The following is a 13,394-nucleotide window of genomic DNA, read 5'->3' on the forward strand; positions in this document are numbered from 1 at the left end:
ACGCGGGCGTCGCGCATGGTGAGGCGACGCTCGGCCAGTTGCGGCGGCTCTTGCGGGCGCAGGCGGGGCGGCAGGTCGGCGGTGGGGGCGACAGGGCCATAATGCGTCTCGGCCATGGCGCGCACATCCTCGGGCTTCACATCGCCCGCCACCACCAGAACGGCGTTATTCGGGGCATAGAAGGTGCGGTAGAAGGCCTCGGCATCGGCGCGGTTCAGCGCCTCGATCTCGTGCCGCCAGCCGATGACCGGAATGCCATAGGGGTGATTGAGATATTGTGCGGCGCGGGCCTGTTCGGAGAACAGGCTGCCGGGGTCGCTGTCAGTGCGCTGGTTGCGCTCCTCCAGGATGACGCTGCGCTCGGTCGCCACCACCTCATCGGTGAGTTGCAGATCGCGCATGCGGTCGGCCTCGTTCTTCATCATCAGATCAAGGCGATCAGCGGCAACACGCTGGTAATAGGCGGTGTAATCCCAGCTGGTGAAGGCATTGTCGCTGCCGCCCTGCGCCTCGACGGTATCGGAGAACTCGCCCGCTTTCAGATCATCGGTGGCCTTGAACATCAGATGTTCAAAGAAATGCGCGATGCCGGAATGGCCGGGGGGCTCATCGGCGGCGCCGACCTTATACCACAGCATCTGCACGGCGACGGGCGAGCGGTGATCCTCGATCACCACGACCTGAAGGCCGTTTTCCAGGGTGAACTGGCTGACGGGTTCGGCCAGCGCCGTGACCGGCAGGGCGGCGAAAAGGGCCGCGCCTGACAAAAGGTTACGGCGGGACAAGAGTTTACGCATGAAAGCCCCTTTGCATGTTGCGCGCAGCAGACCGCAAGCGGCGGCTGCGGTCAAGCGGGGGTCAAGCGGAGTTTACCGCCAGTGTGGGCGGGCACCGATTTTCTGCGAAAATCGGATGGTTTCTGATTTTCGCAGAAAATCAGGGGGGCGCTTACTTTTCGGCCTCGGGCGGGGCGGAGGGCGTGGGCGCGCCCAGCCGGCGCCAGCGCGCCAGTTCGGCGTGCTGATCCAGCGCCATGGGTTGATAGGCCTTGTAATAGACGTTCACGTCGAACAGGCGTTCGAGCAGACGGCCATCATTCTTGCGGCGGTATTCCAGATCCTCGGCGGCCAGCACCTGCCGGATGTCGGCAGACAGGCCCTGACGCCCGGCATAGGCCACCAGCGCCGCATCATTGGCACCCGCGCCCGGCTTGCCGCCCAGGGCCACGATGGCATCGGCCTCGGGCGTGGGATCGGTGATATTGCTGCCGCCCGGCGTCGGCGCGGGCAGGGCCTTCAGATCGGGGGGCAGTTGCAGGGGTTTGGAGGGCAGGATGGCGAATTCATCCGGGCCATTGCCCGAGGAGCGCAGGTTCATCAGATTTGGCTGGTCGGACCCGCCACAGGCCGAAAGGCCCAGCACGAGTGCCAATGCCCCAACCGCCTTTGCCTGTGACCGCATACCCGTCTCCTGCACGTTCTGGACCCGTCTTAGCGCAAGTGGCGCGGCGCGTCACGGGGTCTTTCGGCGCGAGGCCTGTGGTTTCTTGCCCGGTTTCGGCGGCTCTTTGCCGCCAAAGATCACCAGACCGAAGGCGCCCGCAAAGATCGCAATATCCGCCACATTGAAGGAATAGGGGTTTTCGAGGCCGCAGCAGGACATGTTCAGGAAATCGGCCACGGCGCCATAGGCCACGCGGTCCACCACATTGCCAAGCGCGCCGCCGATCAGCAGGCCCGCGCTGATCTGCATCCATTTGCCGTGCTGGCCCCGGCTGATCCAGCGCCAGACCCAGGCGGTGATCACCAAGGACAGCACGATCAGAACCCAGCGCATCGCCTCGGCCGAGGAGGCGAAGAGGCCGAAATTCACCCCCTGATTCCACGCCATGCGGAAATCGAGGAAGGGCGAGACCACGTCGATCTCGTGCCGGTTCCTCAGATCGAGGCCAAAGACGACGGCGATCTTCGTGATCTGGTCGATCCCGAAGATCAGCGCGGCAATAAGGGCCATCCGCCGCATGGATCAGTGCCGGAAATGGCGCATGCCGGTGAAGATCATGGCAAGGCCGCGCGCGTCGGCGGCTGCGATGACCTCATCGTCGCGCATGGAGCCGCCGGGCTGGATGATGGCGGTGGCGCCAGCTTCGGCGGCGGTGATCAAGCCATCGGCGAAGGGGAAGAAGGCGTCCGAGGCCACGACCGAACCATGGGTCAGCGGGCTGGCGGTGCCGATGGCCTCGGCCATGTCTTGCGATTTGCGGGCGGCGATGCGGGTGCTGTCCACCCGGCTCATTTGCCCGGCGCCGACGCCGACGGTGGCGCCGTCTTTCACATAGATGATGGCGTTGGATTTCACGTGTTTCGCCACGGTCCAGGCGAACATCAGGTCGCGCAACTCGGCCTCGGTCGGCTGACGTTTGGTCACCACCTTGAGGTCGGCGGGCAGCACCGCGCCATTGTCGCGGTCTTGCACGAGGAAGCCGCCGGCCACCTGTTTCCAGGCCAGCCCCTTGGCGCGGGGGTCGGGCAGGCGGTCGGTGGTCAGGAGCCGCAGGTTCTTCTTGGCGGCAAAGACCGCGCGCGCCTCTGGCGAGGCGCCGGGAGCGATGACGACCTCGGTGAAGATCTCGGTGATGGCGCGGGCGGTGGCCTCGTCGAGCGGCTGGTTCAGCGCGATGATGCCGCCAAAGGCGGAGGTGCGGTCGCAATCGAAGGCGCGGGCATAGGCCTCGGCCATGGTGGCCCCGCGCGCCACGCCGCAGGGATTGGCGTGCTTGATGATGGCGCAGGCCGGGCCTTGCGCCGGGTCGAACTCGGCCACCAGTTCAAAGGCGGCGTCGGTGTCGTTGATATTGTTGTAGGAGAGTTCCTTGCCCTGCCATTGCTGCGCGGTGGCGACGCCGGGGCGTTGGGTGCCATCGGTGTAGAAGGCAGCCTTTTGATGCGGGTTTTCGCCATAGCGCAGGGTTTGCGCGATCTGGCCTGCAAAGGCACGGCGGCGCGGCGCCTCTTCCTTGATCGCCCCGGCCATCCAGGCTGACACGGCGGCGTCATAGGCGGCGGTGCGGCTATAGGCGGTCAGTGCAAGGCGCTGGCGGAAGGCATAGGAAGTCGCGCCGTCATGGGCCTTCATCTCGGCCAGCAGGGCCGCGTAATCCTGCGGATCGGTGACGACATTGACGAATTTGTGGTTCTTGGAGGCCGCGCGGATCATCGCCGGGCCGCCGATGTCGATATTCTCGATGCATTCGGCATAGGAGGCCCCGCGCGCCACGGTTTGCTCGAACGGATAAAGGTTCACCACCAGCAGGTCGATCGGCTCGATCCCATGGGCGGCCATGGCCACCAGATGCTCGTCATCGTCGCGCAGCGCCAGCAGGCCGCCATGCACCATCGGATGCAGGGTCTTCACTCGGCCATCCATCATCTCGGGGAAGCCGGTCACCTCGGACACGTCGCGCACCTTCAGCCCGGCGGTGCGCAGGGTTTGCGCGGTGCCGCCGGTGGAGATCAGCTCCACCCCCTGCGCGGCCAGCGCGCGGGCCAGATCAAGCAGGCCGGTCTTGTCGGACACCGACAGCAGCGCGCGCCCCACGGGCACAAGGTTCACGGGCGGGGTGGCGGAGGCTGTGTGCATGGGTCACTCCTGATCGGGGCGCATTATGACGTGGCGCCCCGGTCGGTTTCTGGCCTTTCGAGGTCGCGGATGGCAAGCGGAGTATCCTGTGCCTTCGCCAAGGTCCAGCCGATACGGGCCTCTGTTTCGCGCAAATCGGCGCTCAGCACGATCTGTTTCGCCGCACGCGGCATCAGGCGGCCTTTTTCCAGGTAGACCGAGGGTTCCAAGGCCAATTTTGCAGCGCCGGAATGACGGAACACCCAGATCTCGCCCGAGCGCAGCGCGATGGAGACGGCGGCGCCGCCCATATCCAGCATCACATCGGCATCGGGGTGCAGGTGGAAGCGCAGGGCAAAGCCCAGCCGCCCGCCATTGCGCGCCAGCAGGGTGGAGAGGCGGCGCTGGTCGGCGGCGCTTTCGGCATGCAGCATGTCGAGGCCCGCAAGGTGGCGGCCATCGGCGGACAGCGTGAGATCGCGCAGATGCAGCAGGCCATGGCTGGCACGCCAGCCGTCATGCGCAGCCAGAACCTGCGGCGCGCCGGTGGCGTCGGTCTCCATTTGCAGCAGCGGCACGGCGGCGCGGTCTTCCAGCACCTCGCGCCCGTCATGGGCAAAGCGCGAGGAGGAATAGCCGTCAAGGCTGAGCGTCGAATGGCTTTGCGTGGCGCGGCTCGCGCGGTGCCAATCGGCGCCGAAGGGCGCGCCAGAGCCGCAATTCACCACCACGGGCCGCCGCCCGGAGGTGAGTTCAAAGGCCAGGGTGGAGGCATGGGCCGAGGCCCCGGCCAGCCCGCCCGGCGGATCGGCGGCATCGAGAATGAGCGAGGAGCGCCCGGCAGCCAGCCGCACAAAGCCCATGGCCTGAAGCCCCGGCTTGGGTGCCGGTTTCACGCCGGAATTGGCCAGCGCGTGATCCAGCCGCCCCTCCAGCCCGCGCCCGCCGCCGTGAAAGCGGGCAAGCCCGCCATCGGCATGGCGCAGCGCCCGCAGCGTGGGGGCGATGCGGGCAATCGCCGCCAGATGGGCCGCGGGCACGATGCGCCCGGCATCGGTCAGGGCCTGCGCGGCCCATGTAAGCAGGGTGAAAACCTCCAGCAATTCCTCGGGGTTGCGGGTGGGAATGCCGCCCTGGGCATCCACCTCGCGCTCGCATTCCCGCGCCAGCGCCGCCGCCGCCGGATCGACATGCGCCTCCATCCCGATCAGCGCGAGGCCCGCATAGATCAGGCCGGTCAGCGCCTCGAATCGCGGCAGGCCGGGCGAGGCGGCGTGCCAGCGGCGCGACAGGAACAGGGTTTGCTGCGAGAGCGAGCGGTAATAGGTCAGCGCGGCCTCGCGGTCTTGCCCGACCAGCAAGAGAATCGCGTGGTTGATCCAGCGGATCAGGCGGCGGCCGGTGAGATCGGGCGACCAGCCCATGCCCTGCCCGCGCCCGTGACGCTCGATCCAGGCGAAGGTCCAGCCCTGCGCGCGCTTGCGCGAGGCCGGATCGCCCACCGCCGCCAGATCATCCAGCCAGGCGAAGCCGTGCAATTCGGCCTCGAAAGGGCGGGAAGGGCGCGGAATATCCCAGATCAGGGTGGCCGGAGCCTCGACCAGATGGCCCGCGAACAGGAAATTCCCGGCCACCAACTGCTTGCCCCGGGCATAAAGGCCGATGGTGCGCGGCTCGGGCTGGCTGACAAAGCCGGCGGCGGGTTCGGCCCGGGCGGCACGGCGCGCGGCCAGACGGTTCATCGCCTGCACCCATGCCTCTGCCCACCATGCGCTGCGCGCGACCCCTGCCATGAACCCACTCGTCTTGCCTGCCCGGTTCCGGGCCATTCTTGCGGGCCACCATAGCGGCGGGGGGCGGCAATGTCACCGCAAAAGCCCGTGTGGCGGGATGGGTGGACGGGGCGCGGGCGTTGCGGCAGGGTGGCGCCGAAAGCAGGAGGGCGCGATGCAGGCGGCGGTGATTTTCGATCTGGATGGCACGCTGATCGACAGCGCGGCGGATATTCACGCGGCGGCGAACCGGGTGTTCGGGCGGCGGGGCATCGCCTTCACCCGGGCCGAGGTGCAGGGATTCGTGGGGCGCGGGGCGCCCAATCTGGTGGCGCGTTTGGCGGAGTCGCGGGGGGTGGCTGCGGAGTTTGACGCGCTGCTGGCAGAGTTTTTGCAGGATTATGAAAGCGCGCAGGGGCTGACCACGCTGTATCCGGGCGTGCGCGCGGCTTTGGAGGCGCTGGCGCAGGCGGGCTATCGGCTGGGGCTTTGCACCAACAAACCGCTGGCGCCGACGCGGGCGGTGCTGCGGCATTTCGGGCTGGAGGCGCTGTTTCCGGTGGTGATCGGCGGCGATTCGCTGACGGTGAAAAAACCCGATCCCGCGCCGCTGCGGGCCGCGCTGGCGGCTTTGGGCGGCGGTGCGGCGCTGTTCGTGGGCGATAGCGAAGTGGATGCGGAGACGGCGCAGGCGGCGGCGATGCCGTTCCTGCTTTATACCGAAGGCTATCGCAAAACGGCGGTGGAGGCCCTGCCTCACACGGCTGCTTTCAGCGATTTCAAGGACTTGCTGGCGCTGGTTACCGCGTCAACCGCACCATGAAAAAGCCATCCATCCCGCCTTTGTCAGCCCAGTAATCGGGGCGCAGGCGCAGCGCGCCCTCGGGGGTCAGCCATGCCGGATCGACACCGGGCAGGGCCGCAGGCTCTACCCGCAGGCCGGGATGGCGGGCAAGGGCTGCGGCCAGTTGGCCCTCGCCCTCCTCCGGCAGCAGCGAGCAGGTGCAATAGACCAAGCGCCCGCCGGGCTTGAGCCACCCCAACGCGCGATCCAGCAGCGCGGCTTGCAGGGATACAAGCTCGGCCAGCTCGGACCCGTCTTTCACAAAGGGCAGATCGGGGTGGCGGCGAATGGTGCCGGTCGCGGAACAGGGCGCATCGAGCAGGATGGCGTCATAGCGGGTTTCGGGCTGCCAATGCAGCGCATCGGCGGCGATGATCTGCGCCGAAAGGCCGGTGCGTTTCAGGTTCTCGCGCAGCCGCTCCAGCCGCGGGCCGGAGAGATCGAGCGCGGTGACCTGCGCGCCGGCGGCGGCGAGTTGCAGGGTTTTGCCGCCGGGTGCGGCGCAAAGATCCAGCACCGCCTCGCCCGGCTGCACGCCCAGCAGCGGCGCGGCCAAGGCGGCGGCGGCATCCTGCACCCACCACGCGCCTTCGGCATAGCCCGGCAGCGCCGAAACCTGCGTGCCCGCAGGCAGGCGGAAACTGCCGGTCGGCAGCGCCTTGCCCGGCGCGGTTTGGCCGGGGCGCGGCGTCAGGTCGATGGGGGCGGGCTGGGCCTGCACGGCCTCGATGGCGGAAACCCCGTCGCGGCCATAGGTATCGACCAGCGGCTTGCGCAGCCAATAGGGCAGACGCTGCGGCGGCAGTTTGGCGAAGGGCGCGTCGAGCGCCGCCACCTTGCGCAAGACCGCATTGGCCATGCCCGACAGCGCGGCCAGATGCCGATCAGAGCGGATGAGGCCCACCGCCTCGTTCACCACGCCATGCGCGGCCTCGCCCGCCACCACCATCTCCACCACCGCCAGACGGATGACGTTCAGCACCGGCAAAGGCGGCGCCTTGCGCAGGAAGGGCTTCAGGATGCGGTCGGTCTGTTCGATATGGCGCAGGGCCAAGGCGGCCAGACGCTGCGCGCGGGCGCGATCCGAGGGCGACAGCTCGGAGAGTTGCGGCTCCAATTGGCTGAGCAAGGCGCCCTCGCCCAACACCTCATCCAGCATCCATGCTGCGGCTGCCCTCGCGCTCATTCCCGTGCCACCCTTGTTGTGATCCCTTGGCGCCGTATATCATGGGGCGAGAGCCTGCAAGGAAAGCCATGATGGAACAGGAACTGCCCCCGGAGGCCCAACGCGCGCTGGCCGAGGCCGAAGCGCGGCGCAAGGCGGCCAAGCCCTTGGACCTGCCGCCCGAACTGGGCGGACGCGACGGACCCGAGGCCGTGCGCTTTGGCGATTGGGAAAAGAAGGGCATCGCCGTCGATTTCTGACGGCGATGGCGGCGCGTCAATCCAGCCGGAAGCGCGCCGATTGCCCCTGCCCCTTGTCGCTGGTGAAGCGCAGCTGATCACCGCGCGCCTCGACCAATTGGCAATTGAACGGGATCGGCCGCCCGCGCCAGGCCATGTCACGGCAGAAGAAGCCGTCACGCCATTTCCAGGTGCCGGTCACCTCGGAGCCAAGCGCCTCGCCCGCGATGCGGCCATCGGGGGTGACGCTGAGGCGGATACCGAAGGTGGACAGCCGCAGGTTGCGGCCCTCGATCAGGGCGACGAAGGCGGATTGCTCGCGCACCGGGGTGAAACTGTCGGCAGCGGCGGCATTGGGCAAAGCAAGGCAGAACAAAAGGGCAAATCGCAGCATCGGGGGCCTCCTTTCCGATGCAACGATACGCAGAAGGGGCGCAAGTGGATCAGCGCCCCTTGCTGTGCAGGCCCCTTAATTTACAGGCCCTTTAATTTACAGGCCCAGCACATCCATCATGTCATATTCGCCCGGCGCCTGCGCCTGACCCCACAGCGCGGCTTTCAGCGCGCCACGGGCAAAGATCGTGCGATCGGTGGCGATGTGGCGCAGCACGATCCTTTCGCCCGCAGTGGCGAACAACACATCATGCTCGCCCACGATGTCACCGCCGCGAATGGCCGAAAAGCCGATGGCGCCGGGTTCACGCGCGCCGGTGATGCCATCGCGGCCCGAATCGCGCGCGGTCTCCAGATCGACGCCGCGCCCGTCGGCGGCGGCCTGCCCCAGCATCAGCGCGGTGCCGGAGGGCGCATCGACCTTGCGGTTGTGATGGGCCTCGATGATCTCCACATCCCAATCGGCATCCAGCGCCTGCGCCACCTTTTTCGTAAGCTGCACCAAGAGGTTGACCCCAAGGCTCATATTGCCCGCGCGCACGATCACGGCATGGCGGGCGGCGGCCTTGATGGCGGAAAGATGCTCGGCCTCCAGCCCGGTGGTGCCGATGACATGCACGGCGCGGGCCTGCGCGGCGAGGCCCGCAAAGGCCACGGTGGCGGCGGGCGAGGTGAAATCAATCACCGCCTGGGCACGGGCAAAGGCCTCCAGCGGGTCATCGGTCACGGCAAGACCGATGGGCTGGCCCCCCAGCAGCACGCCGACATCCTGCCCCACGGCGGGGCTGCCCGCGCGCTCGACCGCGCCCACCAGGCGGCACTTGTCCGAGGCCAGCACCGTGCGCAGCAGCATTTGCCCCATGCGCCCGGAGGCACCCGTGATGACGATTCCCGGCAGGTCGGTCATGGCCGTAAACTCCTTGTTCATGGAAGGCCGTTTATCCTGTGCCGGCTTTCGCGGAAAGCCCGCCGTTGCGGGGCGGCGGCAAACCCCTTACATGGAGGGCATGGCAAAGAACCGTTTTTCCCAGGGCGATGGCCCTTCGCAGCGCCAGCTGCGCGTCGGCGAGTTGATCCGCCGCACGCTGTCTGACGTGCTGAACCGGGCCGATATCCACGACCCTGACCTGAACCGCATGTCCATCACCGTGGGCGAGGTGCGCTGCTCGCCCGATCTGAAGGTGGCGACCGTCTATGTGATGCCGCTGATGGGATCGGTGAAGGTCGACGATGCGATTGCGGCCCTGGCGCGCAACAAGCACGAGCTGCGCCGCCATGTCAGCGCGCAGCTGACGCTGAAATATGCGCCCGATCTGCGGTTCCGCCCGGATGGCACCTTTGACCAGCTGGACGAGACGCGGCGCATGTTCTCGGACGAGCGGGTGCAGCGCGATGTGTCAAAGCCCGATGCGGATGATGAAGACGACGATGCGTAAGGCCTTGGCGGCACTGGCTTTCTGGGCAGGAAGCCTGAGTGCCGCGCCCGTGGCGGCGGCCGATCTGTGCCGCGCGGCCAGTTTCGAGGGCGTGGATTTCACGCTTTGCGAGGTGAAGGCGGGCGCCGATCTGCGGCTGTTCCATTCCGGCCCCGAGGGGCTGCTGGGCAGTTTTGGCGCGGTGAATGATCTGCTGGCCGGGGAAGGCAAGGCGCTGGCCTTCGCGATGAATGCGGGCATGTATCACCGCGACCGCGAGCCGGTGGGCCTGTATGTGGAAAACGGCATGCAGCGCACGGCGGTGCAGACCGGCGCCTCGGATGACAATTTCGGGATGCTGCCGAATGCGGTGTTCTGCATCGGGGAGGCCGGGTTCAGCATCACCGATTCGCGCGATTTCGCGGCGGCGCCCAAAGCATGCCGCTTTGCCACCCAATCCGGGCCGATGATGGTGAATCAGGGTGCGCTGCATCCGCGTTTCATCCCCGGCGGCGATAGCAGGTATATCCGCAACGGCGTGGGCGTTTCGGCGGATGGTCAGCGCGCGGTTTTCGCGATCTCCGAGGATTCGGTGAATTTCGACACCTTCGGGCGGCTGTTCCGTGACAAGCTGGCCCTGCCCGATGCGCTGTATTTCGATGGCAAGATCTCGCGGCTTTACGCGCCCGAGCTGGGCAGATCGGATCTGGGGATGCCGATGGGGCCGATTGTCGGGCTGGTGGTGCCGCAACCCTGACGCCCCCGACCTTGACGCGCCTCTGGCCGGAGGCTAGCAGGCAGCCTTCGCAGCAAGGGGGCCACCATGGCACGGACGAAAAAGGGGCGGGCAGTTTCGGGTTGGGTCGTGATCGACAAACCCGCGGGCGTGACCTCGACTGCCGTGGTGAACAAGGTGAAATGGGCGTTTCAGGCGCAGAAGGCGGGCCATGCCGGCACGCTGGACCCGGCGGCGACCGGGGTGCTGGCGGTGGCGCTGGGCGAGGCGACCAAAACCGTGCCCTTCATCACTGATGCGCTGAAATGCTATCGCTTCCGCGTGAGCTTGGGCGCGGCGACCACCACCGATGATGCCGAGGGCGAGGTGATCGCCCGCAGCGATCTGCGCCCGGACGAGGCCGAGATCGGCGCCGCGCTGGCGGCCTTTCGCGGCGAGATCATGCAGGTGCCGCCGCAGTTTTCGGCGGTAAAGGTGGATGGCGAGCGCGCCTATGATCTCGCGCGCGACGGGGTGGAGATGGATCTGGTGGCGCGCCCGCTTTGGGTGGAAAGCCTTGAAATCGTTGGAAAACCAGATGCCGATCATGTGGATCTGGAGATGGTCTGCGGCAAGGGCGGCTATGTGCGCTCGATCGCGCGCGATCTGGGGCAGGCCCTGGGCTGTCTGGGGCATGTGGCCTGGCTGCGCCGGGTGTGGTCTGGCCCGTTTGACGCCGACAAGGGCGCGAGTCTGGAGCAGATCGACGCGCTGGCCCGCATGCCGGAGATTGACGCGCTGATGCTGCCCCTGGAGCTGGGTCTGGCCGATCTGCCGCAGGTGGAGGCCACGGCAGAGGGCGCAGTGCGGCTGCGCAATGGCAATCCCGGCATGGTGATCGCGTCGCTGGCCTATGGCGACGAGGCCTGGGCCAGCCACAAGGGCAAGCCGATTGCCGTGGGCCAGTATCGCGGCGGGGAATTGCACCCCAGCCGTGTGTTCAATCTGGACTGACCGCGCCCGTCAGGAAGCGGCGCTGAGACGGATCGCCGACAGGTCGATCCCGGCGCCGTTCTGCACCATGGCAAGCGGCAAGCCGTCCAGCAGGATGGCGACATCCTCGCTGCCCGCGACGGGGTTCAGCGTGATCACCGGATCGGGATGCGCCTCGGCGTCATAGACCACCTCAATCGTATCCTCTGCCGGGTTGAAATCGAGGATGCGGGCGCCATCGCCCTGTTCCAGCCAATCGCCCAGACGGAACAGGTCATCCCCCTCGCCGCCCGAGAGAAAATCGCTCTGGCTGGCGACCAGCAGGTCATTGCCCTCGCCGCCATTGAGGAAATCGGCCTGATCGGGGCCCTTGCCGCCATGGCCGGTGAGCGTGTCATCGCCCCAGGCGCCATCCAGCGTATCGCCGCCGCCACCACCGGTCAGCCGGTCATCGCCATAGCCGCCCTCCAGCCAGTCATTGCCGCGCCCGCCCAGCAGCCGGTCATCGCCGGAACCGCCCAGCAGGCTGTCATTGCCCAGACCACCGCGCGCCACATCCTCGCCTTCGCCGCCATAGGCGGCATCGTGCTGGGCGCCGCCATTGAGGGTGTCATTGCCGCCATCGCCGGACAGCGTGTCATGGCCGCGCCCGCCCGCGATCCGGTCATCGCCAGTGGCCCAGGAATCGCCGTCATCCCCGCTCAGCCGGTCATCGCCATCATGGCCAAAGATGCTGTCATTGCCCTCATAGCCCAGCATCTCGTCGATGCCGTCGCTGCCTTGCAGCACATCATCGCCCGCACCGCCGAACTTGTCGCCCGCCGCCAGGGTGAGGGGGTCATCCGCCGTCTCTGGCGCGGCCTCTTCGTCTTCGGTCTCGGCCGCGGGCGGATCATCCAGCAGATCGCCGCTGCCGGTCTCCTCCTCGGTCATGTCGGGAGGCGAATCGTCTTCCTCCTGAGCGCGCCCGGAATGGGCAAACAGGCCATCAAGGGCCAGCCCGGCCCCCAGCGCCCCCAGCAATCCGATCAATCCCAGCATCTTAGCCGCCTCCGACTTCCTATTCGCCGAGGCAGGCACCGTGCGTTAACCAATATTTGCGCAAGTGACTGCCGTCATTGAATAAACTCTAGCTGAAAGCATGGCACAAAACCGGCTGCTTCTCCATCACGCTGCGGCAGAAATGTGGAGGATTGGTAAAAGGCGGCGCAATTGCCGGATTTTCCGGCGGGTGCAGGCGCCCGCGCAGGGAAACGAGCTTTGCAAAAGCCGTGATCCGGGGTAAAGCCGCGCATCCGCATCCGCCCGTCAGGGAGGTTGCGGCATGGGCCCTGCTGGACGACATCCCGGCTTGTGCCGTCACCCTCAACCGCAAAGGAGATCCCGATGTCGATCACCGTTGAAGAAAAAGCCCGCCTGATCAAGGATTACGCGACCAAGGAAGGCGACACCGGCTCGCCGGAAGTTCAGGTTGCGATCCTGTCGTCGCGCATCGCGACGCTGACCGAGCACTTCAAGACCCACAAGAAAGACAACCACTCGCGTCGCGGTCTGCTGATGCTGGTGGCCCAGCGCCGCAAGCTGCTGGACTATCTGAAAGGCAAGGATGAGGGCCGTTATGCGACCCTGATCTCGCGTCTGGGCCTGCGTCGCTGATCCGACGCGCCCTTTAGGGTCGAGACCGCCCGTGCCGCAAGGTGCGGGCGTTTTCTTTTGGGGCGCGCGTTTTCTATTGCGCGATCTCAGGCCAGCAGGGCCTTGAGCCGCGCCAGCTCCACCGAATTGCGCGCCCCGGTCTTTTGCAGCACGCGGGCGCGATGCACCTCGACCGTGCGCTGCGCGATGCCCAGACGGTCGGCGATCTGCTTGTTGAGCTGGCCTTCCAGAATCAGCTCCATCACCTCGACCTCGCGGGCCGAGAGCGCGGCGAACCGGGCGGCCAGATCGGCGCGGCCCAGCGATTCGGCCCGGCGGGCGCGGTGGCGGGCCATCGCCTCCAGCGCCAGATCGACGATGTGATCATCGTTGAACGGCTTTTACAGAAAATCGAAGGCGCCGCTTTTCAGGCTTTGCACCGCCAGCGGCACATCGCCATGGCCGGTGAGGAAGATCACCGGCGGCAGGCTGGCGGCGCTGCCCTCGGCCTCGGGCACCAGGGCAAACAACAGCGGGCCCGAAACGCCCAGCAACCGCACAACCAGAAAGATTAAGCCGCAATCAGGCTGCGGCCAGTCCCCCAC

General features: G+C 67.1%; 17 protein-coding genes and 1 pseudogene. 7 read left to right on the forward strand and 11 right to left on the reverse strand.

Features of this window, described 5'->3' with window-relative positions; translation table 11 throughout:
- The 5 genes from JNN06_RS17285 to JNN06_RS17305 all read right to left on the reverse strand — a co-directional run.
- Nucleotides 1-797 (reverse strand): pitrilysin family protein (locus JNN06_RS17285; RefSeq protein WP_291240834.1); only part of this gene is annotated, 797 nt, incomplete at its 3' end.
- Between the two features lie 151 nt (nucleotides 798-948).
- A complete protein-coding gene (locus JNN06_RS17290; protein ID WP_291240835.1) occupies nucleotides 949-1,461 on the reverse strand; it encodes a DUF3035 domain-containing protein in 513 nt (170 codons plus the stop codon).
- Nucleotides 1,462-1,512: 51 nt separating this feature from the next.
- On the reverse strand, nucleotides 1,513-2,022 hold the full coding sequence (gene lspA, locus JNN06_RS17295) for a signal peptidase II (protein WP_291240836.1): 510 nt from the start codon (nucleotides 2,020-2,022) through the stop codon (nucleotides 1,513-1,515).
- A gap of 3 nt (nucleotides 2,023-2,025) precedes the next feature.
- Nucleotides 2,026-3,639 (reverse strand): bifunctional phosphoribosylaminoimidazolecarboxamide formyltransferase/IMP cyclohydrolase, encoded by a 1,614-nt coding sequence (gene purH / locus JNN06_RS17300; protein ID WP_291240837.1) that lies wholly within the window; start codon nucleotides 3,637-3,639, stop codon nucleotides 2,026-2,028.
- A 23-nt stretch (nucleotides 3,640-3,662) separates the two neighbouring features.
- Nucleotides 3,663-5,411, reverse strand: a complete 1,749-nt coding sequence (locus JNN06_RS17305) for a heparinase II/III family protein (protein WP_291240838.1) — start codon at nucleotides 5,409-5,411, stop codon at nucleotides 3,663-3,665.
- A 154-nt stretch (nucleotides 5,412-5,565) separates the two neighbouring features.
- Between JNN06_RS17305 and gph the strand changes: the two genes are divergently transcribed.
- Nucleotides 5,566-6,213, forward strand: coding sequence for a phosphoglycolate phosphatase (gph, locus tag JNN06_RS17310; RefSeq protein WP_291240839.1), 648 nt, complete (start codon nucleotides 5,566-5,568; stop codon nucleotides 6,211-6,213).
- Here the strand turns inward: gph and JNN06_RS17315 are convergent.
- Nucleotides 6,191-7,420: a transcription antitermination factor NusB gene (locus tag JNN06_RS17315; protein ID WP_291240840.1), complete on the reverse strand. Its 1,230-nt coding sequence runs from the start codon at nucleotides 7,418-7,420 to the stop codon at nucleotides 6,191-6,193. The genes gph and JNN06_RS17315 overlap by 23 nt on opposite strands.
- A gap of 68 nt (nucleotides 7,421-7,488) precedes the next feature.
- Here JNN06_RS17315 and JNN06_RS17320 point away from each other — a divergent pair, with 68 nt between their 5' ends.
- Entirely contained in the window at nucleotides 7,489-7,659 is a 171-nt protein-coding gene (locus JNN06_RS17320) for a DUF1674 domain-containing protein (protein WP_291240841.1), read from the forward strand.
- A 16-nt stretch (nucleotides 7,660-7,675) separates the two neighbouring features.
- On the opposite strand, the gene JNN06_RS17325 is transcribed toward JNN06_RS17320, so the two are convergent.
- Both JNN06_RS17325 and dapB read right to left on the reverse strand, forming a co-directional pair.
- Nucleotides 7,676-8,032, reverse strand: coding sequence for a dihydrodipicolinate reductase (locus JNN06_RS17325; protein WP_291240842.1), 357 nt, complete (start codon nucleotides 8,030-8,032; stop codon nucleotides 7,676-7,678).
- A gap of 96 nt (nucleotides 8,033-8,128) precedes the next feature.
- Nucleotides 8,129-8,938 (reverse strand): 4-hydroxy-tetrahydrodipicolinate reductase, encoded by an 810-nt coding sequence (gene dapB, locus JNN06_RS17330; protein ID WP_291240850.1) that lies wholly within the window; start codon nucleotides 8,936-8,938, stop codon nucleotides 8,129-8,131.
- Between the two features lie 100 nt (nucleotides 8,939-9,038).
- Between dapB and rbfA the strand changes: the two genes are divergently transcribed.
- From rbfA to truB, 3 genes are all read left to right on the forward strand, one after another.
- Complete coding sequence (gene rbfA / locus JNN06_RS17335) at nucleotides 9,039-9,467, forward strand: 30S ribosome-binding factor RbfA (RefSeq protein ID WP_291240843.1); 429 nt, start codon at nucleotides 9,039-9,041, stop codon at nucleotides 9,465-9,467.
- Complete coding sequence (locus tag JNN06_RS17340; protein ID WP_291240844.1) at nucleotides 9,460-10,203, forward strand: phosphodiester glycosidase family protein; 744 nt, start codon at nucleotides 9,460-9,462, stop codon at nucleotides 10,201-10,203. Before rbfA ends, JNN06_RS17340 begins: the two co-directional genes overlap by 8 nt.
- Before the next feature lie 66 nt (nucleotides 10,204-10,269).
- Nucleotides 10,270-11,175 carry a tRNA pseudouridine(55) synthase TruB gene (truB, locus tag JNN06_RS17345; protein WP_291240845.1) on the forward strand — a complete coding sequence of 302 codons (906 nt, stop codon included), beginning with the start codon at nucleotides 10,270-10,272 and terminating at the stop codon, nucleotides 11,173-11,175.
- 9 nt (nucleotides 11,176-11,184) lie between these two features.
- Here the strand turns inward: truB and JNN06_RS17350 are convergent, their stop codons facing one another.
- Entirely contained in the window at nucleotides 11,185-12,195 is a 1,011-nt protein-coding gene (locus JNN06_RS17350) for a calcium-binding protein (protein WP_291240846.1), read from the reverse strand.
- 230 nt (nucleotides 12,196-12,425) lie between these two features.
- Here JNN06_RS17350 and JNN06_RS17355 point away from each other — a divergent pair, with 230 nt between their 5' ends.
- Nucleotides 12,426-12,557 carry a hypothetical protein gene (locus tag JNN06_RS17355; RefSeq protein ID WP_291240847.1) on the forward strand — a complete coding sequence of 44 codons (132 nt, stop codon included), beginning with the start codon at nucleotides 12,426-12,428 and terminating at the stop codon, nucleotides 12,555-12,557.
- Nucleotides 12,541-12,810 (forward strand): 30S ribosomal protein S15, encoded by a 270-nt coding sequence (gene rpsO / locus JNN06_RS17360; protein WP_291240848.1) that lies wholly within the window; start codon nucleotides 12,541-12,543, stop codon nucleotides 12,808-12,810. The genes JNN06_RS17355 and rpsO overlap by 17 nt, the downstream gene beginning before the upstream one ends.
- A gap of 86 nt (nucleotides 12,811-12,896) precedes the next feature.
- Here the strand turns inward: rpsO and JNN06_RS17365 are convergent, their stop codons facing one another.
- Both JNN06_RS17365 and JNN06_RS17370 read right to left on the reverse strand, forming a co-directional pair.
- Nucleotides 12,897-13,145 carry a LuxR C-terminal-related transcriptional regulator gene (locus JNN06_RS17365; protein WP_291240849.1) on the reverse strand — a complete coding sequence of 83 codons (249 nt, stop codon included), beginning with the start codon at nucleotides 13,143-13,145 and terminating at the stop codon, nucleotides 12,897-12,899.
- A 45-nt stretch (nucleotides 13,146-13,190) separates the two neighbouring features.
- Nucleotides 13,191-13,394, reverse strand: a pseudogene (locus JNN06_RS17370) (DNA-binding response regulator); the annotation flags it as partial.

It is taken from the genome of Gemmobacter sp., from assembly GCF_016792925.1.
Classification (GTDB): domain Bacteria; phylum Pseudomonadota; class Alphaproteobacteria; order Rhodobacterales; family Rhodobacteraceae; genus Gemmobacter.

Bases quoted from the DNA above. Each gene is read 5' to 3' on its own strand.
- JNN06_RS17290 (WP_291240835.1), bottom strand. From the start codon at position 1,461: ATGCGGTCACAGGCAAAGGCGGTTGGGGCATTGGCACTCGTGCTGGGC.
- lspA (WP_291240836.1), bottom strand. From the start codon at position 2,022: ATGCGGCGGATGGCCCTTATTGCCGCGCTGATCTTCGGGATCGACCAG.
- purH (WP_291240837.1), bottom strand. From the start codon at position 3,639: ATGCACACAGCCTCCGCCACCCCGCCCGTGAACCTTGTGCCCGTGGGG.
- JNN06_RS17305 (WP_291240838.1), bottom strand. From the start codon at position 5,411: ATGGCAGGGGTCGCGCGCAGCGCATGGTGGGCAGAGGCATGGGTGCAG.
- gph (WP_291240839.1), top strand. From the start codon at position 5,566: ATGCAGGCGGCGGTGATTTTCGATCTGGATGGCACGCTGATCGACAGC.
- JNN06_RS17315 (WP_291240840.1), bottom strand. From the start codon at position 7,420: ATGAGCGCGAGGGCAGCCGCAGCATGGATGCTGGATGAGGTGTTGGGC.
- JNN06_RS17320 (WP_291240841.1), top strand. From the start codon at position 7,489: ATGATGGAACAGGAACTGCCCCCGGAGGCCCAACGCGCGCTGGCCGAG.
- JNN06_RS17325 (WP_291240842.1), bottom strand. From the start codon at position 8,032: ATGCTGCGATTTGCCCTTTTGTTCTGCCTTGCTTTGCCCAATGCCGCC.
- dapB (WP_291240850.1), bottom strand. From the start codon at position 8,938: ATGACCGACCTGCCGGGAATCGTCATCACGGGTGCCTCCGGGCGCATG.
- rbfA (WP_291240843.1), top strand. From the start codon at position 9,039: ATGGCAAAGAACCGTTTTTCCCAGGGCGATGGCCCTTCGCAGCGCCAG.
- JNN06_RS17340 (WP_291240844.1), top strand. From the start codon at position 9,460: ATGCGTAAGGCCTTGGCGGCACTGGCTTTCTGGGCAGGAAGCCTGAGT.
- truB (WP_291240845.1), top strand. From the start codon at position 10,270: ATGGCACGGACGAAAAAGGGGCGGGCAGTTTCGGGTTGGGTCGTGATC.
- JNN06_RS17350 (WP_291240846.1), bottom strand. From the start codon at position 12,195: ATGCTGGGATTGATCGGATTGCTGGGGGCGCTGGGGGCCGGGCTGGCC.
- rpsO (WP_291240848.1), top strand. From the start codon at position 12,541: ATGTCGATCACCGTTGAAGAAAAAGCCCGCCTGATCAAGGATTACGCG.
- JNN06_RS17365 (WP_291240849.1), bottom strand. From the start codon at position 13,145: ATGGCCCGCCACCGCGCCCGCCGGGCCGAATCGCTGGGCCGCGCCGAT.